18 protein-coding genes are annotated in these 21894 nt (G+C 57.2%); 2 read left to right on the top strand and 16 right to left on the bottom strand.

Annotation, left to right across the window (positions count from 1 at the left end; genetic code table 11):
* Positions 1-34: 34 nt before the first annotated feature.
* From pqqA to mrdA, 4 genes are all read right to left on the bottom strand, one after another.
* Positions 35-106, bottom strand: coding sequence for a pyrroloquinoline quinone precursor peptide PqqA (gene pqqA / locus AAGR22_RS04955; RefSeq protein ID WP_071822147.1), 72 nt, complete (start codon positions 104-106; stop codon positions 35-37).
* Between the two features lie 183 nt (positions 107-289).
* On the bottom strand, positions 290-1339 hold the full coding sequence (locus AAGR22_RS04960; RefSeq protein WP_345831549.1) for a dipeptidase: 1050 nt from the start codon (positions 1337-1339) through the stop codon (positions 290-292).
* A 56-nt stretch (positions 1340-1395) separates the two neighbouring features.
* Positions 1396-3585 carry an EAL domain-containing protein gene (locus tag AAGR22_RS04965; RefSeq protein WP_345830651.1) on the bottom strand — a complete coding sequence of 730 codons (2190 nt, stop codon included), beginning with the start codon at positions 3583-3585 and terminating at the stop codon, positions 1396-1398.
* A 161-nt stretch (positions 3586-3746) separates the two neighbouring features.
* A complete protein-coding gene (mrdA, locus tag AAGR22_RS04970) occupies positions 3747-5642 on the bottom strand; it encodes a penicillin-binding protein 2 (RefSeq protein WP_345830653.1) in 1896 nt (631 codons plus the stop codon).
* A 265-nt stretch (positions 5643-5907) separates the two neighbouring features.
* On the opposite strand from mrdA, the gene AAGR22_RS04975 reads away from it, so the two are divergent.
* Positions 5908-7008, top strand: coding sequence for an NADH:flavin oxidoreductase/NADH oxidase (locus tag AAGR22_RS04975; protein WP_345830655.1), 1101 nt, complete (start codon positions 5908-5910; stop codon positions 7006-7008).
* On the opposite strand, the gene AAGR22_RS04980 is transcribed toward AAGR22_RS04975, so the two are convergent.
* The 3 genes from AAGR22_RS04980 to AAGR22_RS04990 all read right to left on the bottom strand — a co-directional run bounded on the left by AAGR22_RS04980 (position 6998) and on the right by AAGR22_RS04990 (position 9642).
* Positions 6998-8107 (bottom strand): tartrate dehydrogenase, encoded by a 1110-nt coding sequence (locus AAGR22_RS04980; RefSeq protein ID WP_345830657.1) that lies wholly within the window; start codon positions 8105-8107, stop codon positions 6998-7000. The genes AAGR22_RS04975 and AAGR22_RS04980 overlap by 11 nt on opposite strands.
* A gap of 172 nt (positions 8108-8279) precedes the next feature.
* Positions 8280-8630 carry a hypothetical protein gene (locus tag AAGR22_RS04985; RefSeq protein ID WP_345830659.1) on the bottom strand — a complete coding sequence of 117 codons (351 nt, stop codon included), beginning with the start codon at positions 8628-8630 and terminating at the stop codon, positions 8280-8282.
* An 88-nt stretch (positions 8631-8718) separates the two neighbouring features.
* On the bottom strand, positions 8719-9642 hold the full coding sequence (locus AAGR22_RS04990) for an AraC family transcriptional regulator (protein ID WP_345830661.1): 924 nt from the start codon (positions 9640-9642) through the stop codon (positions 8719-8721).
* A gap of 105 nt (positions 9643-9747) precedes the next feature.
* Between AAGR22_RS04990 and AAGR22_RS04995 the strand changes: the two genes are divergently transcribed.
* Entirely contained in the window at positions 9748-10815 is a 1068-nt protein-coding gene (locus AAGR22_RS04995; RefSeq protein WP_345830663.1) for an aldo/keto reductase, read from the top strand.
* A gap of 36 nt (positions 10816-10851) precedes the next feature.
* Here the strand turns inward: AAGR22_RS04995 and AAGR22_RS05000 are convergent, their stop codons facing one another.
* The 9 genes from AAGR22_RS05000 to AAGR22_RS05040 all read right to left on the bottom strand — a co-directional run bounded on the left by AAGR22_RS05000 (position 10852) and on the right by AAGR22_RS05040 (position 21231).
* Positions 10852-11709 (bottom strand): queuosine precursor transporter, encoded by an 858-nt coding sequence (locus AAGR22_RS05000; RefSeq protein ID WP_345830665.1) that lies wholly within the window; start codon positions 11707-11709, stop codon positions 10852-10854.
* Positions 11710-11722: 13 nt separating this feature from the next.
* Positions 11723-12280: a helix-turn-helix transcriptional regulator gene (locus AAGR22_RS05005; RefSeq protein ID WP_231877626.1), complete on the bottom strand. Its 558-nt coding sequence runs from the start codon at positions 12278-12280 to the stop codon at positions 11723-11725.
* Positions 12281-12661: 381 nt separating this feature from the next.
* Positions 12662-13282 carry a TetR/AcrR family transcriptional regulator gene (locus AAGR22_RS05010; protein WP_082804167.1) on the bottom strand — a complete coding sequence of 207 codons (621 nt, stop codon included), beginning with the start codon at positions 13280-13282 and terminating at the stop codon, positions 12662-12664.
* 23 nt (positions 13283-13305) lie between these two features.
* The gene (locus AAGR22_RS05015; RefSeq protein ID WP_067706445.1) at positions 13306-14457 is read right to left on the bottom strand and encodes an aminotransferase class I/II-fold pyridoxal phosphate-dependent enzyme; all 1152 of its coding nucleotides are present in this window, start codon (positions 14455-14457) and stop codon (positions 13306-13308) included.
* A 27-nt stretch (positions 14458-14484) separates the two neighbouring features.
* Positions 14485-15372 carry an SDR family oxidoreductase gene (locus tag AAGR22_RS05020; RefSeq protein ID WP_067706442.1) on the bottom strand — a complete coding sequence of 296 codons (888 nt, stop codon included), beginning with the start codon at positions 15370-15372 and terminating at the stop codon, positions 14485-14487.
* Positions 15373-15377: 5 nt separating this feature from the next.
* Positions 15378-17060 (bottom strand): hydantoinase B/oxoprolinase family protein, encoded by a 1683-nt coding sequence (locus AAGR22_RS05025; protein ID WP_067706440.1) that lies wholly within the window; start codon positions 17058-17060, stop codon positions 15378-15380.
* A complete protein-coding gene (locus AAGR22_RS05030) occupies positions 17060-19147 on the bottom strand; it encodes a hydantoinase/oxoprolinase family protein (RefSeq protein ID WP_345830671.1) in 2088 nt (695 codons plus the stop codon). The genes AAGR22_RS05025 and AAGR22_RS05030 overlap by 1 nt, the downstream gene beginning before the upstream one ends.
* Positions 19148-19189: 42 nt before the next feature.
* Positions 19190-20530, bottom strand: a complete 1341-nt coding sequence (locus tag AAGR22_RS05035) for an MFS transporter (protein ID WP_067706434.1) — start codon at positions 20528-20530, stop codon at positions 19190-19192.
* 68 nt (positions 20531-20598) lie between these two features.
* Entirely contained in the window at positions 20599-21231 is a 633-nt protein-coding gene (locus AAGR22_RS05040) for an RraA family protein (RefSeq protein WP_345830674.1), read from the bottom strand.
* Positions 21232-21894: the final 663 nt, after the last annotated feature.

The raw sequence follows: 21894 nt of genomic DNA on the forward strand, positions 1-21894 counted from the left end.
AGAATGCCCACGGCAGGCCGCGGGCATAGGGAGATTAACGGTTAGAGATGTACAGCGTAACTTCCAGACCTAAGCGTAAATCAACAAATTTAGGTTTAGTCCACATGGTGAAGCTCCTCATGGTGTTAACAGATAATTAAGGTTCTGCGAAGGTAAGTTCAGCAGGGTTGGGCCTAATGTCAAATACCGAAATTCCGGCGGGGCAAATGGTGCGCCTATGCCAAAACGATATCAACCCTGTAAGCCGCAGGGGTATTACCTAAGGATAGTGTAAAATGTCCCATTTGGTTCATTTTTCCCAGGTTTTCTTTAATACGGCCAGCCAGTTCCGCCAGCTGATTTTCTCAATCAGCGACTCAGCGTAGCCGGCAGCGCGCATCGCCGCTATCAGCCGCGGCAGTCCGGCCGCATCGCCGAGGGTATCCGGTACGCTGATGCCGTCAAAATCGGAGCCAAAGCCCACCCGATCTTCTCCGAGGATCGCCATCAGCCCCTCCAGGTGGCGGAGGATATCCCCCAGCGGGGTGTCGCCGTTGCGCTGGCCGTCCTCGCGCAAAAAGGCGGTGCCAAAGTTTACCCCGACAAAGCCATCGCTGTCGGCGATAGCCGCAAGCTGGGAGGCGAGTAAGTTGCGCGGCTGCGCACACAGGGCATGAACGTTGGAGTGGGTGGCGACCAGTGGGGCGGTACTGTGCCTGGCGGTCTGCCAGAAGGCTTTCTCATTCATATGCGACAGGTCAATCAGCAGCTTTTTCTGATTACAGACGCGGATCAGATTGAGGCCTTCCGCCGTCAGGCCCTCTCCGCTGTCGGGCGAGCCGGGGAAGTCACCGGTTACGCCGGTGCCGAACCGGTTTTGCAGATTCCACAGCGGGCCAATACTGCGCAGGCCAGCCTCAACCCAGCGGTCAAGCTGGCTCAGCTCGCCATCCAGCGCTTCCGCCCCTTCAATATGCAGCACCATCGCCAGCACGCCCTGGGTGATACAGAGCTCAATCTCGCTGGCGGTACGGCAAATTTTAGCCCGCCCGTTCGAGCGTGTTTCAATCGCCTGCAACAGCGCTATCTGCGCATCCGTAATGGCCAGCGGGTCGTGCTGCCGTTCACCCTGGTCGGCCTGATGCTGTTTCGTAAAGCTCACGGGCGGCACGAAAACCGCAAACAGCCCACCCGCAAAGCCGCCCTGACGCATTCGTGCCAAATCAAGATGGCCGCTCAGCGAGCCGTCAAGAAACTGCGCGACGGGATCGGAGGCGATATCCTCCAGCCACAGACGCAGCAGCAGGTCGTTATGGCCGTCGAAGACGGGCAGAGGCCGTGAAGCGAGGTTGTCAGTCATCATATTGAAACCCATGCTCTGTTAATTGCGAGACAGAAATTACGTGTAGCCGTGAATCATACCCTATCCGCGCGGGGAGAAGGGAGAAGCGACGGCTGTTCCAGCATCAGGAACAGCTTCTCTACCGGCTGAGGCGGGCTGAGCAGAAACCCCTGGAGCTTATCGCACCCGGCGGCGGCCAGCGCCAGCCGCTGCGATTCCGTTTCGACGCCCTCAGCGGTAATGCGCAGGCCCAGCGAATGTCCGAGGGCAATCACCGACTCCACAATAGCATTCGCCTGGGCCTGAATACCCAGCAGTTCAATAAAACTGCGATCAATCTTCAGGGTGTCGACGGGAAACTGCATCAGGTAGTTTAGGCTGGAGTAGCCGGTGCCGAAATCATCCAGGGCGATACGATAACCCGCGCTGCGCAGTCGCCGTAACAGCTCCAGCACCGGCTGTTGCTCCCCAAGCAGCACGCTTTCCGTGATCTCCAGCTCAAGCTGGTGCGGGCTGATACCGTGCTGCCGTACCGTGGCGCTGAGATGCGCAAAAAAGCTGGCCGAGAGAAATTGTAGCGGAGAAACATTGATCGATATCGTCAGCGCCGGACAGCGCTGCGCTATCGAGCAGGCCTCGCGAATCACCCAGTCTCCCAAAGGCAAAATCAGCCCCGTCTCTTCGGCGACCGGGATAAAATCCCCCGGGGAGATGCTGCCCCAGTCGGGATGCGTCCAGCGCAGCAGTGCCTCCACGCCGAGCATCTTCTGCCCGCTGTTATCCATAATCGGCTGATACCACAGCGCCAGGTCGTCGGATCTGTCCAGTGCCAGGCGCAGTTCCTCCGCCAGCAGCTGGCGCTTCTGAATGGCTTTCCCCAGCGGAGGGGCATAAAGGCGATAGCATCCGCGCCCGTCAGATTTCGCGGCATAGAGGGCAATATCCGCCATGCGCATCAGTTCCAGCCTGTGCCTGCCGTGTTGCGGCGCCAGGGCAATACCAAGACTGGCACCCACCCACAGATGAATTCCCTGGAGCGTGACGGGTTCGGTGAGCAGCGTAATGATCTGTTGGCAGAGCCGGTTGACGCTCTTATCGCCCTGCTGCAGGTCAACGACCATGACAAACTCATCACCGCCCAGTCGTCCAATCACGTCCTCCCGGGCCAGCACACTCGCGAGCCGCTGGCTGACGTTGATCAGCAGCGCGTCCCCCATCTGATGGCCGTAGGTATCGTTAATCATTTTGAAACGATCCAGATCGAGCAGCAGCAGAGCAAACTCCCCGCGCTCAGCAGGCAGCGCTGCCAGCCGACTCTCCAGCTCCGCTTCAATGGCGGTTCGGTTTGGCAGTCCGGTCAGCCCGTCCCGCATGGCCAGCTGATGCGCATGATATTCGCTGGCCCGTAGCCTGTTCAATGAGGATGCCAGCCGCTGCTGCGAGTGCCACAGCCGCCGGGTCATTAACATGCACATCAGGGTGATGGCCAGCACGGCCAGGCTGACCAGCGGCGCGGTCACCATCAGCATCTGGCTACCCGGCCGCATCGGCTGCCAGGAGACGTCGCTGACGGGCAGTTTATGCGCCGAGGTGAGGGTAAATCCGGCGCTGTTGGGCATATCGGGCGAACGGGGAGTAAAGCGAAAGTGGCTGACCACGCCGCGATGTTCAAGGAAGTCGATAAAACTGTCGTGCAGGTAGCGGATGAAAATCAGTTTCTGGCCGTGACCTGCCGGTATGACACCGGCGGCCATTTCGGCCACGCGCTGGCGAATACGGACCACGTCGCCGGTGAAAGGGGGCGCTGCCCCGGCACCGGGCGTACTCAGCTGCACCAGCCAGGGCGCCAGCGGGTCTGCCACCTCCTGATAGCGTTCGGCAGATACGGGCTTTCCGGCCAGCCAGGCGGCCAGCGGGCGGTTCCGGGCATCCAGCAGGTAAACCTCATCGTCACCGGCGAGCCTGTAGAGCCAGCTTCCCAGGGAGAGCGGGGCAGATTGAGGTGAATGAAGCTGCGTGGGGAGCGCTTCCCAGTTAAGCAGGTGACGATGCTGTTGCAGAAATTCACTCAGATGTTGGGAGAATATATTATTTATGACCTGCTTCTGCTTTTCCAGAGCTTTAGCATTGCTCAGGGTGGTGACCCACCAGGCGGTAAATCCGCAGCCGATAAAGGAGAACAGCACGACGGCTACCATTGGCGAAACAACGTTGCGGATAAACTGGCGTCGTAATCCGGTAGCCTGGCTCTGATCATCGGTCATTTCTCGTCCTGCACAGACATATCTGTAATCGCTTAACCCTGACCCAACATGATAATGACATTACCTTATTATGCACTTTCATTAAAGTTACCTGCTGTTAAGGCAGGTCACTCGCGGCCGGGGAGCCGCGGCAGAAGGAGGAGAGGGGGCGACGGCGGGCTCTAGTGAGCGGTCTGGTTGCTCATGGGGTCGGCGGTGACCGGCATGGGGGCCACGTCCGGCGGCAGGAAGATGTGATCCATAATATTTCTGACCAGCGGGGCGGCGGTAACGCCGTTGATGCCGCCGTTTTCGAGGATCAGCGCCATCGCCACTTTCGGATCGTTAAAGGGCGCGAAAGCGGTATAAAAAATATGGTCACGCAGCCGCATGGGGATCATTTTCGCGTTGTAGATCTGGTTCTGCTTCAGCCCAAACACCTGTGACGTGCCGCTTTTCGCCGCAATGCCATAAGGGGCCGTATGGAAGTATTTATAGCCGGTGCCGTTGCTGGCATTCGCCATGCCGAACATCGCGTGGCGCACCAGACTCCAGTAAGGCGATTTGGCATCGCCAATCTGCTGCGGCGGCTGGGTGGGTTTCCAGGGGATAACGGTGCTGCCCTGCTTTTCTTCGTACAGCAGATGCGGCTGGATCGCCCGGCCATTATTAATGAGCGTAGCCATCGCCTTGACCATCTGTACCGGGGTGGCTATCCAGTAGCCCTGACCAATACCCACGGAGACCGTATCCCCCTGATACCAGCCCTTTTTATGAACCTTAAGCTTCCATTCGCGGCTGGGCAGCAGGCCGTTGTACTCCTCGTTGAGATCGATGCCGGTGGACCTGCCGTAGCCGAACTGGCTAAGCATGGTGTGGATACGATCGATGCCCATCATAAAGGCGACCTGATAGAAGAAGGTATCCGCTGACTCCTCAATGGCGCGGGTGACATCCAGCGTGCCGTGACCGGTTTTTTTCCAGTCGCGGTAGCGCCGTTCGGTGCCCGGCAGCGTCCAGGTGGGCGCGCCAAAAAAGGTGGTTTGCGGCGTGATCACGTGATTCAGCAGGGCCGACATTGCCATATAGGGTTTGACGGTGGAGGCGGGCGGATAAAGCCCCTGGGTAACGCGGTTAATCAGCGGCAGGTCTTTATTTTCCAGCAGCGCCCGGTAGGCCTTACTGCTGATGCCCTTCACAAAGGGATTGGGATCGTAACTGGGGCTGGAAACCATCGCCAGTACGCCGCCGTCGCGGGGATTTTCAATCAGCACGGCCGCACGCTGCCCGACCAGCTGGGATTCCACATACTGTTGAAGATGCAGATCGAGCGTCAGATAGATATTTTTCCCTGCTACCGGCGGCACTTCTTTCAGCACGCGGATGACCCGACCGTGGTTATCCACCTCGACTTCCTGATAGCCGGTTTTCCCATGCAGCACGGATTCGTAGTAGCCTTCAATACCCTGCTTACCGATATTATGATCCGCCGCGTAGTTCTCGCCGACGCCCGCTTTATCCAGCCGCTTATAATCATTGTCGTTAATCTTAGAGACGTAGCCCACGACGTGAGCCAGATCGGGCCCGTAGGGATACTGCCGGTCTTCGTAACTGTTGATCGTCACGCCGGTGAATTTGAACTGATTGACTGAGAAGCGGGCGACCTCTTCATCGCTCAGCTCGGTTTTCAGCACCACCGGTTTGTAGCGGCTATTAGCATGGAGCGCGTGGGTAAAGGTGTCGATGTCATCGGGCGAGAGGTTAATAAGCGGCGAAAGCTGCGCCAGCAGGGCCTGCATATTCTGGATTTTGTAGGGCAGAACCTCAATGTCGTACCAGGTGACGTTTTTAACCAGCGGAATGCCGTTGCGATCGAAAATGATCCCGCGAGTGGGGGCAATAGGGATCATTTTGATGTCGTTCTGGTTGGATCGGGTCTGATAATACTGATTTTGCTCGATTTGCAGGTGCCAGAGATTGACGACCAGCGCGGTAAACCCTGCCAGAACCAGGGCAAAAGCCACTAATGCCCTGCGAACAAACAGTTTTTCTTCTTCTGCAAAATCTCTGAATTTCATTACCCGGCAGTCGCATTATTCTTTATCGTTAAGCGGGCTAATGATAGAGATCCCCTCACAAATCACGACCTGAAAGATGCATATCCGGCCGCTAAAGTGTGTCATTTGTTATCCATGTTACAAATCAGACATGTTATTCGCGCCGCAGGGGCACATACGGTAAAACCCGGATCCCGTCTATGCTTTACCCTGGTCGCAATGACAACATCCGCAGCTGCGGTGGTGCATGCAGTTTTTCAATCCGAACATCGATCCAGAGGCTTTTATGTCTGCGCTTTTTACCCCGTTCAAACTTAAAGACATCACCCTTCGCAACCGCATTGCGGTACCCCCTATGTGCCAGTACAGCGCCGTTGATGGCGTAAGCAACGAGTGGCATCGGGTGCATTACAACGCCCTGGCACGTGGAGGTGCAGGACTGGTGATCGTCGAAGCGACCGCCGTATCGCCGGAAGGACGGATCACCCCCGGATGCCTGGGGATCTGGAACGACGAGCAGGCAGAGAAGCTGGCGCAGATCGCGCGTGAAATTAAGGCCACGGGTGCGGTGCCGGGCATTCAGATTGCGCACGCCGGACGTAAAGCGAGCGCCAACAAACCCTGGGAAGGCGATGACCATATCGCTCAGGGCGATGCGCGCGGCTGGGAAACCCTGGCACCTTCTGCGGTGGCGTTTGGCGCTAATCTGCCTCAGGTTCCCCATGAAATGACGCTGGACGATATTGCCCGCGTTCGTCAGGACTTTGCGGATGCCACGCGTCGCGCACGTGAGGCTGGCTTTGAGTGGCTGGAGCTGCATTTTGCTCACGGTTACCTGGCCCAGAGCTTCTTCTCGGTCCACTCCAATCAGCGTCAGGATGGCTACGGCGGAAGCGCCGAAGGGCGCGGTCGCTTCCTGCTGGAAACGATGGCGGCTGCGCGTGAGCAGTGGCCGGAGAATCTGCCGTTCACCGCTCGCTTCGGCGTGATTGAGTATGACGGTCGGGATGAAGAAACCCTGTCAGAGTCGATTGCGTTGACCAAAAAATTCCGCGCGGGCGGGCTTGACCTGCTGAGCGTCAGCATTGGCTTCTCTACGCCGGACGCGAATATTCCATGGGCTCCGGCCTTCCTGGCACCGATTGCCGCTCGCGTGCGCGAAGAAGCGCAGATCGCGGTTGCCTCGGCGTGGGGGATCGATTCACCGCCGATTGCCAATCAGACCATCGAAAAAGGCGAGCTGGACCTGGTGATGGTCGGTAAGGCGCATCTGGCTAACCCACACTGGCCGTACCAGGCCGCGCTGGCGTTAAAGCAGGATCAGCCTTCCTGGGTTCTGCCTGCGCCTTATGCTCACTGGCTAAACCGCTATCGCGTTAGCGAATAGTCGTAACATCGGCGGGGGCGTTGATCGCCCCCGCTATTGCCCGACCTAAATCTCCCGTCTTCCCCGTCCCGCCCATATCCGGCGTCAGTGCCTCTTTATACGCGCTGTTGGCCAGCACGCTTTCAATGGCTTTCACCACCGCAGCGGCGGCCTCATCGTGGCCCAGATGCTCCAGCATCATTGCGCCGCACCAAATCTGCCCGACCGGGTTAGCAATCCCTTTTCCCGCAATATCCGGCGCGGAGCCGTGTACGGGCTCAAAGAGGCTGGGAAAGGTGCGTTCCGGGTTGATATTGGCCGACGGCGCGATGCCAATCGTCCCGGTACAGGCTGGACCGAGGTCAGAGAGAATGTCACCAAACAGATTGCTGGCGACTACCACGTCGAAGCGATCAGGATGCAGTACGAAGTGGGCCGTGAGGATGTCGATATGGTACTTATCCATTCTGACCTCGGGGTAGTGGCTACTCATCTCCTCCACCCGACCATCCCACCAGGGCATGGTAATGGCGATGCCGTTGGATTTGGTCGCGGAGGTCAGGTGTTTCGCCGGGCGCTTTTGCGCCAGCTCGAAGGCAAATTTCAGGATGCGGTCGGTCCCGGTGCGGGTCATCACGGTTTCCTGAATCACAATCTCGCGCTCGGTGCCGGGGAACATTATGCCGCCGACGCTGGAATACTCTCCCTCGGTATTTTCGCGCACCACGTAGAAATCGATCTCACCTGGCGCACGGTTCGCCAGCGGCGCTTTTACCCCGGCCAGCAGGCGGACCGGGCGCAGGTTGACGTACTGATCGAACTGGCGGCGAAACTGTAGCAGCGATCCCCACAGGGAGACGTGATCCGGTACGATCGCCGGCCAGCCAACCGCGCCAAAGTAGATAGCATCAAAGGATTTTAGGGTGGCAAACCAGTCATCGGGCAGCATTTTGCCGTGCTGCTGGTAATAGTCTGCGCTGGCGAAGTCGAACCACGTCCATTCAAAGGTGATACCAAACTGCGCCGCAGCGGCGTCCATCACCCTGACGCCCTCCGGCATCACTTCTTTACCAATACCGTCTCCGGGAATAACGGCAATTTTGTATGTGGCAGCGATCATAGCGGGCTCCGTGATGAAAAGTGTTCAACCTGAGTACGGATTATTATTATGCAGAAATCGCGCGGTGGGTATCGATGGGAATGTCGCGAAAAGTAGAAAATTCAGCCGTTTTCCGGCTCAGAACGGAATTTTATGCGCACCTGGCTCAGCCAGGGCGCAGAGGAATACCGCGTTACTTTTTAGCTTCGCCGGGCATAAAAACTTTCAGGCAGCGATCGACGCCCTGCTGCATTTCATGCTTCTGAGCGGCACTCATTTTCTGATAGTGGGCAATGGCGTCGTTGGCGGAGGCCACATCAAACTCCACCTTATTCACCGCGTAAGAGGAATTTTCATTCGCGATCACCTCATTGAGCTTCTCTTTAAAGGCATCAGGCCCTGGCGGCACGCCAATATCATTGATCACCACGCAGGCGGCGGCGTAGTAGTGCGGGTCCTGCTTATGGGGTCTGAAATTAACGTAAAGCGCGACGGCGACGGCAATCACCAGAATAAGGGTGCTGAGGGTACGGGTGTTGATCATAGCGGTGGTCCTGGGAAATGAAGCGGTAAAGCTTAGCGCTTCATGATGGGGGCAGCCAGTGATAATCACGCCGCTGTGCCAGCGGCATTTAGCGACCCTGGCGGTTCAGTGTGCGGTAGCGTCCGGGACTTTGCCCGGTGATGCGTCTGAACGCCGAGCTGAACGCTGTGTCTGAGCCATAGCCCACTTTTTCGGCAATAGTTAAGAGAGCCTGCTCGCTATGGATCAGTTCATGGCGTGCAACGGCCATGCGCCAGCGGATCAGATAGTCCAGCGGCGGCAGCCCGACCAGCGTTTTAAAACGCTGACTGAAAGCGGTGCGCGACATGCCGACATGCTGGGCCAGCTCTTCCACTTTCCAGCTTTTGGCTAAATCTGCGTGCATCTGCGAAAGGGCGGCAGCGATACGGCGGTCGCGAATGGCGCTAAGCCAGCCCGCTGCGTCGTCAGAGGAGGCCAGATAAGCACGCAGGAGCTTGACCAGTACGAGGGTTGCAATACTCGACGCAGAGATGGCCGCGCCCGGCTGGGCTGACTGCGTTTCGCTGGCGAGCAGGCTCATAACGGCGGTGAGCGCGCCAGTGCGCAGGCGGTTTGCCGGGAGATGAATCAGCGGAGGCAGCTGCTTAAGCAGAATATCACTGGTGCGATCGTCAAAGGTGAATTTCCCCCCGGTCACCACCACCCGATTATCGCCATTGCCGTAGCGCACCACGCCATCAGCATCACGGCAGGATGCAAAAATGCGGCGCCCATCAAGCGGGGTACAGTGGGGATCGGTCGCGGTATAGTAGGTCATCTCGCCGGTTAACAGGTAGAAGTCACCGGTTGCAATCTCCACCGGCGATTTTTGCCCCTCGATCCAGAGCCAGAAACCGCCTTCCAGCGCGCAGCCAAACTTCATCTGCTGTCGGGAGGGGAAGGACATTGCCCACCTGCCGCAGCCTTCGAAACGGGCTGAAAGTGCACTTTGAACCTTAAGCAGCGCAAGAACGTCGGATAGCGGATCCATGGTCAAACCTGAACGATGACATAAGAAAAGCGGTGAATTGATTATAGTTTGTTAAGTGCAGGCGTGTCACTCTGGTTTTATTCTCTGGCGGAAAAGGCTGATACGATGAAATATGCACAGTTGGGAACCACGGGCGTTTTTGTTTCACGCCTTTGTCTGGGCACCATGACGTTTGGCGGTGCCGAAAATGCCGTAACCACCGCAATGGGTCGTCTTACACAAAAGGAGACGGAGGTCATTGTTGGCAGCGCTCTTGATGCGGGCATAAACCTTATTGATACCGCCGATGTCTACGGGGGAGGGGCGTCAGAGGAACAACTGGGACAGGCGCTGAAGCTTCGCCGCCACGACGTGGTGCTGGCCACCAAAATGCATGCCCGCATCGGACCGGGCCCGAATCAGGTCGGGCAGTCGCGTATCCACCTGATGAATGCGCTGGAAAACAGCCTTCGACGACTCAAAACCGATCATATCGATCTCTACCAGCTGCACAATTTCGACCCTTATACGCCACTGGAAGAGGTACTCCGCACCCTCGACGATGCCGTCAGTCAGGGCAAGGTGCGCTACATTGGCTGCTCTAATTTTGCTGCCTGGCAGTTGATGAAAGCCGCGGGGATCGCTGAGCGTAGGGGCTATGCACGCTTTGCCTCTGTCCAGTCATGGTACTCGCTGGCGGGCCGTGATATTGAGCGTGAGCTGATCCCTGCCGTGGCCGATTCAAACGTAGGTCTGCTGTGCTGGAGTCCGCTGGCGGGTGGCCTGCTTTCCGGGAAATTCGACCGCAGCGGCACGTCGGATCCGGGTGCCAGACGCGCGCAGATCCAGTTTCCACCGGTGGATGAAGACAAGGCACTGGTCATTATCGACCAGCTGAAAATTATCGCTGAGCGGCATCAGGTCAGCGTTGCACAGATTGCGTTGGCATGGTTACTGGCGCAGCCCGCCGTCACCAGCGTGATAACCGGCGTCAAACGTCCGGATCAGCTAGCCGATAACCTCTGTGCACTGGATGTGACGCTCAGCGAAGACGATCTGGCCTTACTGGATAAGGCCAGCCAGCCCGCAGCCAGCTATCCGGGGTGGATCCAAAGCTACAACGGCAAAGGACGGGTACCCACGGGGTATCCGTACGAAGGCGCGTCATGGCAACTGGGTGAACCACCGTGCTGACAGGCTGCTTTATCAGCCCGCTGAGCGTAAGCGGGTCTACAGGCTGATATATTTCCTGAACAGGGCGCGGGTACCATAAATAGGACCGGTTCCTACGATGGCATAGACCATTTTAATCAGGAACTGCGAGATGATAATCGACTTAATGACGTCGGCGCTCAGGGTATTATAGAAGGCCAGCGTGCAAAATATAATGCTATCAAGCGCGGCGGCAACCGTTGAGCTGGCGATGACGCGAACAAACAGATAGCGCGAATGCATCAGGGCTTTTATTTTGCATAATAGCCAGGAGTTGACGTTTTCAGAGACGATATAGGCCACGGAAGAGGCAATCAGTACGGCAGCGATACTGTCAACGATTTCACTCCATGCCGCGCCCAGCCGCCACTCCTGCAGGCCCGGCAGCGCGGCAGTGACCATCAGGCCCAGCACAAATAATATATTGGCGATAAAGGAAAATATAATCGCTCTCCGCGCCAGCCGCAGGCCGTAAAATTCATTGAGGATATCTACCAGAATAAAAGTGAGCGGGTAAAGGAAAACGGCAGGTGGCACAATCATATGCAGCCAGGGAATATTGACGGGTTTTACGCCGGTGACCGTGCAGAAAATATAAATTACGCTAAGCGAGAGGGCGATAATCATATATGCAAACCATGAACGTTCACGCCGGTCCTTCATATCGTAGGCGGTGACGGTGTTTTCTCCGCCATACATCCGTCGATAAACTTCCCTGAGTTCATTGCGGTTGAGATCCTCTGAAATCTCGCTGGTTTCCAGCTCGCCCAGCGGAACGCTCACTCTTTTTCCGGTGGAAAGTATCATAATATTTGCCCGAACCGCTTCTAAAGAGCGGCTGAACCCCAGCAGTTTATATATTTGGTTATCTGACAAAATAGCTTCCTTTTTACGCGATGCGCTCTTCGATCACGGTGCCAATTAATCGACTTTCTTCTCGGGGAATACAGCTGACGGAATCCGATAACGCACTGAGGTGAAATCCCTTTCCGGCAGAGTAGACCAGCGAGGGCTGATGATTATCAGGCAGGGAATACCGTTTGATGATCAGCGTGTCACCGGGAAAGAAGGTGTTACCGATCGACGTTTCCACCCTCATCCCAATCAGATTGGGACCCTCTGAAAAAGCCCAGGTGACGGGATAGCGCATGATCAGCTGACCCACCCGGGTCTCCATGCACGCTAGCAGGTCTGACTGCGGAATAAGGGGAATTGCGGCGGGATTCTTATTACCGTCGATGGACAGCAGATTATCAATTCTGTCCAGCTCCTCTATGGAGCAGTGCTCAATAACATCGCAGGCGACGCCAAAAAAATCCGCAATACGGGTCACGGTCGAGGGCTGCACCCGATTGATTTTGCCGTCGAGAATTCGATAAAGCGTGGTGCGCGTTACGCCAGCGCGTAGCGCCAGTGAGGATTTATTCTCACCACGCTTTCTCATCATATATTCGATATTACTGATAATATTAGATTTTCTTTTTAGTGCTGAAGTTTTCATCAGTTGCGGAAATGCTGTTTTGTAAACGCTGTAGCACGACACTACAGGATGCAAAAAGGGTTTTCCACGTTAAAATTTAAGGGGATACGTGCATCTCATTTTTGATGTGTAAATAAAATCATCTAAATACAATAACTTAGTATGTTTGTGGTCATTTTACCATGCTTTTTGAACACTTTATTGTTGACCAGGTAACATGACTGATGCTTAACTGAATCATAAGGTGCCACAAAACAGAACCAGTAATTACCCTAACTAAAATAACGACATATGATCGTTACAAGCAAAACTTTTTAGCCACACCAGGGAAATTTTTTTAAAGCCGCACTATTTAGCCCGACAGGCGGCGAGTGAGAATTCATTTGCGGTAGCGAAGCCGCGCAGGCCGCCGACCAGCACCGACATAAGCTGGGTACCGACCTGCTTCTCCGTCAGGCCAACGGTATCAAGCAAATCAAAAATCTCACGCGGATCAAAGAGGATATTCCACAGAAAAACCGCTTTATCGCCAATATCGGGAAGGTCCATTTCCCCCATGGCTTCCCTGAGTGCAGGGCGCACGGCATCGGCCTGCACCAGCAGATATTCAGCCCCTTCCCACAGCCGCTCGAGATAGCCCCGACGGTTACGCATCGGCACCATTGCGGCACCGCGTTCCCGTACCAGTTTTATCCAGTAGCGGCTGACGTTTTCCAGCTTCTCCAGCCCTGCACAGGTTTGTCTGCGGCTGAATTCCAGCAGCAGCAAACCCACATCATGACGGTAGGTGTTTAGCACTTCTTCAACAGAGGTAAACTGACGATAGGCGGTTGCGACGGAAACGCCCGCCTCGGCGGCAATTTCCGTCATGCTTATCGGATTTTCAGAGCGTTCAAAGAGCCTGGCCGCCGCCTGAATCAGGTTTTTACGATTTCGTTCTGTATCGCTGCGCATCATTTTTCCCGTCATTATCGATCCTTGTTAATCATCCCTTACTTAAGGCCAGCCAGCCCCCGTTTCAAACGGCGGACACCTTCGCTGATCGCCTCACTGCTGGCGGCATAGGAGAGCCGCAAATAGCCTTCGCCTGCGGCGCCAAATTCACTGCCTGGCCTGACGGCAATGCCCTGTTCACGCAGTAATGCCACCATATCAATAGCGGGTATCGGCAGCGAGTAAGAAGGAAAACAGTAAAATGCGCCTTCCGGCTCGTTTAGCGCCAGTTCCGGGATGGCCCTCAAGCCGGTCATCATCAGCTGGCGGCGTTCGCGGTATATATCATACATACGTTTGACGTCATCTTTACACTCCCGGATAGCAACCAGCGCGGCGCGCTGAACGGCACTGTTTACCGAGCCGTTTACGGTATTATGCACGCGTGCGGCGGCTTTGATCATCGCGGTGGGCCCCGCGAGGTAGCCGACTCGCCAACCGGTCATGGCATAACTTTTTGAAAACGTCTGGCAATAGATCGTTCGGCCTCTAAATTCCGGCACCTGGAGCACCGAGGTAAAAGGGCGGTCGGTAAAGACGAGATCGCTGTAGGCTTCATCGGCAATCACCCGCGTATCGTGAAAGGCCGCCCATTTAGCCAGCGCCTCAATTTCATCGCGACGGTGTACGATCCCAGTCGGATTGCCTGGGTTACAGAAGATAAACAGCTTTGCCCCCTCCAGCACCTGGCCCAGACGCGTCAGATCCCAGTGTAGATCGGCCCGGCACGGCATGGGCACGCATATGCCACCCGCCATATTGACCAAATCCGCATACAGGGAGTAGGTCGGATCGGGGATCACCACCCGGTCGCCGGGATTAACCATGGAGAGTATTGCCGCGGCCAGCCCGGCGGTACCGCCGTGAGTGACCAGAATCTCGCCGTCGCCCACCGGATTACCGCTCTGCGTCGCGACCTCTTCTGCCAGCGCCTGGCAGAGCGCCTTATCACCCAGCAGGGGAGCATAGTGCGTATAGCCGTCGTTCAGGGCATCTACCGCTGCCTGCACGATGCGCGGCGGCGTTGCAAAATCGGGTTCGCCCATTGCCAGCGAGATCATATCGCCGGTTGAGGCCGGCTGCTGGACGCGTAGCGAGCTACGTTCAATGCGAAGTACCGCCTCAGCGGCTTTAAAATCAGGAACGGACATGGTTTTTACCTCTGCGTAATGTCGGGTTCAGCGGGCCTTTTCGCGCTCTGCCTGGCACGAAGGGGGAGCATTTTTCCAGCGGCTCACCTCGAGATCGCCGGAAATATCCCGCTGGTAGGTCGGTGCAACAATCAGTTCTTCAATGACCGTGCGTGACGGGAGGCTGGCGCAAAGCAGGATGGCTTCGGCGACATCCTCTGGCTGAACCATATTTTCGCGAATGTGCGCGTCGGGCGGATTGGCGCGGTTATCCATAATCGGCGTATTCACCTCGCCGGGCAGAATTGAGGTTGAGCGGATCCCCTCGTTGCGGAACGTGTTATGCAGATAGGTCATAAAATTTCGCACGCCAGCCTTGGCCGCACCGTAGGCTGCGCCGCCCAGCAGATTGGGTCTTAACGCGGCCAGTGAGGAGACGGTAATTATGGTGCCGTTCTGTTGACTGAGCATGGCGGGAAGGACCGCCTGGGTCAGCAGAAAAACCGCTTTCAGATTGACCTCCTGTACCTGGTCCCACTCCTCCTCTTCGATCCATCTGGCGTTAAGCGTCCTGCTGGCGCTGCCGGCGTTGTTAACCAGAATATCGACCCGGCCAAACTCGCCGATCGCCCAGCCAATCAGCGCGTCAACGTCGGACCTGCGGGCAATATCCGCCGCGAAGGCCCACAGCTGGCCCGGAGGGGCGTTATTGGTATTGAAATCACTCTTAACATTATGACTATTATGACTGTTTAGGTCGTTCTGCCCGTTATGCAAACCCTCGCTCAGTTCGGCCACCACCTCATCCAGCACCGCCTGTCGGCGTCCCACCAGTACCACGCGCGCGCCGCGCGCCGCAAAGGCCGCTGCTGCCGCCTTACCGATGCCACTACCGGCACCGGTGATAATCACAACTTTGTCCGTCAGTGATTGCATACTCGTTAACCCCTTTTTAAGTCGTTGCTGTCCACGCCGTAATCCCGTCGTGCACCTTCGTCGGTAATGTAGCCCTCCTGGAGATCCCAGAGGATGGCGCTGTGGCAGCGTTCGGCCACCGGCATTTTTCCGCCGCCGCCCGGCATCTGGATGGTCACCTCTTCGCCTGCGGGGATATCATGACGTCCGACCGGTTTGTCCAGCGGCTCGCCGCCGATCGCCACATAGTTAGGGGCGCCGGGTGCCGCGCCAAGCACGCCCTCAGCGGGATGCCGCTGCCGTGAATAAAACATGCTGTGCGATACCGGATAGCGGCTGGTGTTGCGGATAACCATGCGCTGCGCCACGCCGCCCCGGTAGCGACCCGCACCGCCGGAATCGGGCACAATCGCTTTCTCCAGAAACAGCAGCGGGGTGGCGGACTCGATCAGCTCCACCGGCGTTGAGGACATATTGCCGGGGAACCCGGTCACGATGCCATCCGCCGCCGGACGCGCGCCGGTTCCGCCATTCACACACAGGCTTTCAACGAAGCGCTGCCCGTCGTCAAACTGCCCGGCAAACACGTCGCAGGTGACCGGCGCGCTGCCGGAGTGGCCCATGACGCGGTCAGGCATAATATCGGCAAGGGCAGAGAAGATGGCGGCATGAGCCATATGCCCCACGCGGTTACGCATTTCAACCGCGCAGGGCGGACGGGCGTTGGCAATGGAGCCTTCCGGTGCGGTCACGGTAATAGATTTAAAGCAGCCCTCGTTATTTGGCAGATTTGGCTCAAGCAGGCACTTCAGCGGATAGACGCTGTAGGCATAGGTGAACGACATGGGGCAGTTGCTGCCAAAGGGGGATTCCGCCGAGGATCCGGCATAATCAATCACGATCTCGCTGCCATTAACGATAACGGCCACGTTAAGGTGAATGTCTCCTTCATAATCACCGATATCGACCGCCGCTTCATAGCGACCATCCGGCACGGCCTCAATCGCCCTGCGCATGGCCTGTTCGGTCAGCGCATGAATCTTCTGTGCCAGCGGCGTAACCGAGGTGATATTCAGATCGTCCATCAACCCCAGCAGTCCGTTAGCACCCACCTGGTTGGCGGCCAGCATGGCATGCAGATCGCCCTCTACCCGATCGGGGGAGCGAACGTTAGCCAGAAAGAGATCGAGCAGCTGCTGGTTTACTTCTCCCTCGTGCATCAGTTTGCTGGGCGGGATCAGAAAGCCTTCCTCGAACATATCCCGCGATGAGCCCATATTCAGCGAGCCGCCGATATCCGACATATGCGCAGCCGACCCGGTAAAGGCGACCAGCTTGCCCGCGCGAAACACCGGGGTGACTACGGTGACATCATTAAGGTGACCCGTGCCCAGCCAGGGATCGTTGGTGATCAGGCTGTCCCCCGGCTTAAGGGTGTCGGCAGGGAATTTGGCCAGCAGATGCCGTACGGTGGCAGGCAGGGTGCCAATAAACACCGGGACGCTGGTTTTCGGCTGAGCCAGAGAGCTGCCGCTTTCATCCATCAGCAGGCAGGAGTAATCGCCCACTTCGCGAATGATGCTGGAGAAGGCCATATTGACCAGGGTGGCCGCCGCCTCTTCCGAAATGCTCACCAGCCGGTCCCAGGTGATGCGTAAGCCGATAGGATCGTCGAGAAACTGTAAATTATCAGGGGTTGCAGAGGTCATCAGTTCAGCTCCATCAAAATATTACCTTGCTCATCCAGCGAAGCCGTCGCGCCGGGACCAACATAAATCGCACACTCTTTTTCCTGGAGCAGCGCCGGGCCGGAGATGGCCTCACCCGCGACCAGCAGGCTGCGCGGGATCACGCGGCAGGGGCTGAACCCCTCCTCGCGACCGGAGTAAACCTGTAGCCTCTTCTCCTGCGCTTCGGGTTCCGCGTGATGCAGTCGATCGGAGGTGTTCAGCGCGGGCGGGGTCATCTGGACGCGGCCACGCCAGTTCACTACCTCCACCCCCTGACCGGGCAGGGTACGGCCAAAACGGGCGAAGTGCGCGGTTTCAAAGGCTTCGGTCAGCGCCTGAACGTCGCCGTTCTCCAGAAAGCCCGCGGGCAGGGGCACGGTCAGTTCCGAACCCTGGCCGATATAGCGTACCCCGGCCAGTCGCTGCTGGCTGGCGCTGGCCGGATCAACATTGGCCGCGGCCAGCGTGCTGAAGGCCTCGTCAAACCCTTCGGCAAATACGGCCCGGATACGGGCGATATCCACATCCTGCTGTAAAGGGCAGCGATCGCTGCGAACAAAATCCGCGCTCGGTGGGGCAGTCAGTAAACCAAACGCGGAGTAGACACCCGCGCCATTAGGGAAACAGACGCGCTTTATGCCCAGATGTTTTGCCAGTGACCAGGCGTGGCTGGGGCCTGCGCCACCAAAGGCCAGCATGGTCATTTGTGAAGGGTTAACATTTTTCTCAACTGAATGGGTGCGCAGCGCCTCAGACATTTTGCTGTTCGCCACTTCATGAATGCCCCAGGCCGCATCTTCAATGCTCAGGCCCAGCGGCTCCGCGATCCGACGCATCGCCTGGCGCGCCGCCGACACGTCAAGGCACATCCGGCCACCGAGGAAGGCGTCCGGGTCCAGCAGCCCCAGCACCAGATTGGCGTCGGTGACCGTTGGGTGCTCGCCGCCGCGCCCATAGCAGGCCGGGCCGGGCCAGGCGCTGGCGCTTTCCGGGCCGATCTCCAGCAGACCCAGCGAGTCCACGCGGGCAATGCTGCCGCCGCCCGCGCCGATTTCAATCATATCCACCACCGGTAATTTGACCGGCAGGCCGCTTCCCTTAAGCAGACGGTCGGCGCGGCCCACCTCATAGTCGGTAGTAATCGAGGGTTCCCCGCCGTTAACCACGCAGGCTTTGGCGGTGGTGCCGCCCATATCAAATGCCAGCAGCTGTTTGATCTGATTACGACGGGCAAAGGCCGCGCTGGCGACGATACCGCCCGCCGGCCCCGATTCAATGATGCGGGTTGGGTAATCTGCCGCCACCTGCGGGGCCATCAGACCGCCGTTCGAGCCCATCACCAGCCACTCACAGGTGAAGCCCCCTTCGCGCAGCTTGTTCTCCAGGTTCGCCATATAGCGGCGGGCTTTCGGCTGCACGAAGGCGTTCATCGCGGTGAGTACGCCGCGATCGTATTCGCGGATCTCGCGGGAGACTTTATGTGACACCGAAATTGAGACGCCGGGCAGCGCGCGGCTGAGCAGCGATTCCAGCTGATTTTCATGTTCGGGCCAGGCATAAGCGTGCATACAGAGTATGGCCACTGCCTCATAGGCTTCTTCGCGCAGCGTGGCCGCCAGCGCCGCCACCTCTGCCGGATCAACGGCGGCGATGACCTCGCCCCGCGCGGTCACACGTTCGGTAATTTCATACGCCTGCGAACGGGGCAGCAGGGGCTGAGCGGGAGCGCCGTTCAGATCGTAGATGTCGTAGCGATATTCGCGTCCGAGCACCAGCACGTCGCGGAAGCCGCGGGTGACCACCAGGGCCGTTTTGGCGCCGCGCCGTTCAAGCAGCGCGTTGATCGCCAGCGTGGTGCCGTGCGTGAGGGTATGAATATCACTGGCTTTCAGTCCGGCAAGCGCTATCAGCTGCGTTAGCCCGGTATAGGCGCCTTCAGAGGGATCCTCAGGCGTGGTCAACGTTTTATGCCGGATCGTTTCGCCGTTACTGTCATTGATCAGCACCAGATCGGTAAAGGTGCCGCCGATATCAAACCCGATACGCCAGGGGGACGCATTTTTCATAATGACCTCAGAGTGCAGAGTGGATGCCGCAGCGTGCAGCCGTTATTCATCGGTAAGCGGTTTGCCGGCCGTTTCTTTCAGGTATATCGCGCTGATCAGAGTCAGGGCAGCGGTAAATATCACCATATAGCTCGGAATGCTGGCGATGCCGGTCAGGCCAATCAGCCACGTCATCAGCAGCGGCGCCGAGCCACCGAAAATCACGGTGGAGAGATTGAAGCCAATGCTATAGGCGCTGTAGCGCACGTTGGTTGGGAACATCTCCGCCAGCGTGGCCTGAATGACGCCCGCATGACCGGCGAAGGCCAGCGCCAGCAGGATGGCCGCCATACAGGCCAGCGGCATCATACCCAGCGTCAGCAGCCAGAAGCACGGCCAGGCCAGCACCGCCATGGCGATGGCCGAGGCAATCAGCAGCGGACGACGCCCGAGGCGATCCGAGAGCCAGGCCATCATGGGAATAGCGGCGATGATGGTCAGCAAGCCGCAGGCGGTAACCATAAGACTCTGTACCTGCTGAAAATGCATCACCTTGTTCAGGTAGGTCGGCATATAGACAAACAGGATGTAGTATCCTGGCCCGTTAACGGCGGGCAGGGTGATGGCCAGCCCAATCGCTTTCAGGTGGCGCTTTGAGGTCAGGACTTCACGGATCGGGTTGCGCTTCACGCGCTGGCTGGCTTTCACCATCTGGAAGTGGGGCGTGTCCTGAATGCGGGTGCGGATATAGACGCCGATCATCGCCATCGGGATCGCCAGAAGGAAAGGCACGCGCCACATCCAGCTGTTTACCGCCGCTATACCGAAAATATTGATCATGCTAACGATCAGCAGGCTGCCGAACAGCAGTGCAATAAAAGATCCCATCACCAGCGGCGACATCACCACTGCCCGTCGGTGATCCTCGGCGTATTCCGCCACAAAGGATCCGGCACCGGACACTTCGCCACCGGCAGAAAAGCCCTGCACGATACGCAGCAGAATTAACAGCGCGGGCGCGGCCCAGCCAATGGTCTGGTAGCCAGGCAGCAGCCCAATGGCAGCGGTCGCCAGCGAGATCATCAGCAGCAGAATAGCCAGCAGCTTCTGACGGCCCAGACGATCGCCAAGGTAGCCACAAATTAGCCCGCCAAAGGGCCTGACCACAAAACTGACCGTGAACCCAAGATAGGTCAGCATCAGCCCCGCATCGGTCATGCTTTTATCGCTGGCGGAGAACACCAGCACCAGCGAGCTGACCAGTAACCCGTAAATGCCGTAATCGTACCATTCCACAAAAGATCCAACGCCGCCGGCGAGCGAGGCGCGGCGTACGACGTTATTTTTCGTCACTCCATTCCGTGGCAACGCGTAACGCATGGGTACTGCATGTGATTTATTCATCGTTTTGCCCTGTGTACGTGTTGAAAAGCGGCCGGGCCTGCTGTCGAAAGCCGGTCGTGGTGGTGTTGTTATTGGTATTGACGGGTCACTTCTGCCGTCATTTCTGCTTCACGTCTCGCGACCTCCTTCACGGCCAGCAGCACCGCTTCGGCGCGCCAGAGCGGGATAATGATGATTCCGTCATCGTCGCCAACCACAATGTCCCCGGCGGCGCAGACCACGCCACCGAGCGCCACGGGTTCACCGATGACGCCCGGCCCATTTTTAAACGGACCGGCGGGCGTAATGGCGCGGCTGTAGGTAGGAAGGCCGGTGGCGGCAATGACTTTGCGATCGCGTACCGCGCCGTCAATGACCTGAGCGGCTGCGCCTGCATGCTGGAAACGCTGCGTCAGCTGCTCACCTACCAGCGCCCGGTCGGTGTGACCCTGACCGTTGATCATCACGACGTCGCCCGGCTGGATAACATCCAGTGCTTTAATCACCGCGGCGTTATCGCCGGGCGTGACCAGCACCGGCAGCGCAAAGCCGACAAAATGCATGCCTTCACACAGCGGAACGATGCCGGCGTCACACATATTTAGCCGCTCCATCGCATCGCCGATGTTAGCGACAGGGAAATCAGCAAAGGCGGCCAGCCATTTTTTATCCGGGCGTTGCCAGGTTTGAGAAATACGAATTTCAGCGTTTTCCAGTGACATTTCTGTTGCCCTCAAAGTGAAAAGAAATTATCAACTGAGAATCTTTTATCATTTTAAAAATTACAATTGCAACGTATTTTTTTTGACCGTTGAGGCGATAAGCGAGACGGGCTTTATTGAGGTTCATTCTGTGTGATTTATAATAACTTGTTGTATTTTAATGATTAAATAATTTTAATTGAGTGGTTTTTTGCGGGATTTTATATTTATTACCTTTAATTTATTAAAGTGATGGCTCTCATAGTGTTTACTTATAATAACTTTTGATTCAGCGCACAAAATAAGTGCGAAAAAATCATTTATAATGATCCTCCTCACATTTATGGTGCAAAGAAAACCTGACTTTAAATTAATGTCTGTGCAGTTCGCTATTTGTCGCAGAGAAGAGAATTTTTTTTGACTCGATAATGGCACCAACATAGTGCATAGCCTTTGCCGCCGAAGATTTGCGCGCTGGTGGCATCAGGGACGTTTGCTGTCGTTGCGGTGATACGGGGCAAAGCCCAGCCTGGCATCAGGGATGTTTGCTGTTGTTGCGGTGATACGGTGCAAAGCCCTGCGGGGACCGTTGTCACGCGGACACGCCGCAAGCACGTCCGTGTGGGCTCGGCTCGCGCATCCCTGCGCTCGACGGTCCGCTAAGCCAACGGTCCCCGCCTGGCC

Origin of the sequence: Erwinia sp. HDF1-3R, assembly GCF_039621855.1 — a bacterium.
Taxonomy (GTDB): Bacteria; Pseudomonadota; Gammaproteobacteria; order Enterobacterales; family Enterobacteriaceae; genus Erwinia.

What these genes read in the sequence shown, in the direction of transcription:
- AAGR22_RS04960 (WP_345831549.1), bottom strand. Translation starts at nt 1,339, where the DNA reads ATGACTGACAACCTCGCTTCACGGCCTCTGCCCGTCTTCGACGGCCAT.
- AAGR22_RS04965 (WP_345830651.1), bottom strand. Translation starts at nt 3,585, where the DNA reads ATGACCGATGATCAGAGCCAGGCTACCGGATTACGACGCCAGTTTATC.
- mrdA (WP_345830653.1), bottom strand. Translation starts at nt 5,642, where the DNA reads ATGAAATTCAGAGATTTTGCAGAAGAAGAAAAACTGTTTGTTCGCAGG.
- AAGR22_RS04975 (WP_345830655.1), top strand. Translation starts at nt 5,908, where the DNA reads ATGTCTGCGCTTTTTACCCCGTTCAAACTTAAAGACATCACCCTTCGC.
- AAGR22_RS04980 (WP_345830657.1), bottom strand. Translation starts at nt 8,107, where the DNA reads ATGATCGCTGCCACATACAAAATTGCCGTTATTCCCGGAGACGGTATT.
- AAGR22_RS04985 (WP_345830659.1), bottom strand. Translation starts at nt 8,630, where the DNA reads ATGATCAACACCCGTACCCTCAGCACCCTTATTCTGGTGATTGCCGTC.
- AAGR22_RS04990 (WP_345830661.1), bottom strand. Translation starts at nt 9,642, where the DNA reads ATGGATCCGCTATCCGACGTTCTTGCGCTGCTTAAGGTTCAAAGTGCA.
- AAGR22_RS04995 (WP_345830663.1), top strand. Translation starts at nt 9,748, where the DNA reads ATGAAATATGCACAGTTGGGAACCACGGGCGTTTTTGTTTCACGCCTT.
- AAGR22_RS05005 (WP_231877626.1), bottom strand. Translation starts at nt 12,280, where the DNA reads ATGATGAGAAAGCGTGGTGAGAATAAATCCTCACTGGCGCTACGCGCT.
- AAGR22_RS05010 (WP_082804167.1), bottom strand. Translation starts at nt 13,282, where the DNA reads ATGACGGGAAAAATGATGCGCAGCGATACAGAACGAAATCGTAAAAAC.
- AAGR22_RS05015 (WP_067706445.1), bottom strand. Translation starts at nt 14,457, where the DNA reads ATGTCCGTTCCTGATTTTAAAGCCGCTGAGGCGGTACTTCGCATTGAA.
- AAGR22_RS05020 (WP_067706442.1), bottom strand. Translation starts at nt 15,372, where the DNA reads ATGCAATCACTGACGGACAAAGTTGTGATTATCACCGGTGCCGGTAGT.
- AAGR22_RS05025 (WP_067706440.1), bottom strand. Translation starts at nt 17,060, where the DNA reads ATGACCTCTGCAACCCCTGATAATTTACAGTTTCTCGACGATCCTATC.
- AAGR22_RS05030 (WP_345830671.1), bottom strand. Translation starts at nt 19,147, where the DNA reads ATGAAAAATGCGTCCCCCTGGCGTATCGGGTTTGATATCGGCGGCACC.
- AAGR22_RS05035 (WP_067706434.1), bottom strand. Translation starts at nt 20,530, where the DNA reads ATGAATAAATCACATGCAGTACCCATGCGTTACGCGTTGCCACGGAAT.
- AAGR22_RS05040 (WP_345830674.1), bottom strand. Translation starts at nt 21,231, where the DNA reads ATGTCACTGGAAAACGCTGAAATTCGTATTTCTCAAACCTGGCAACGC.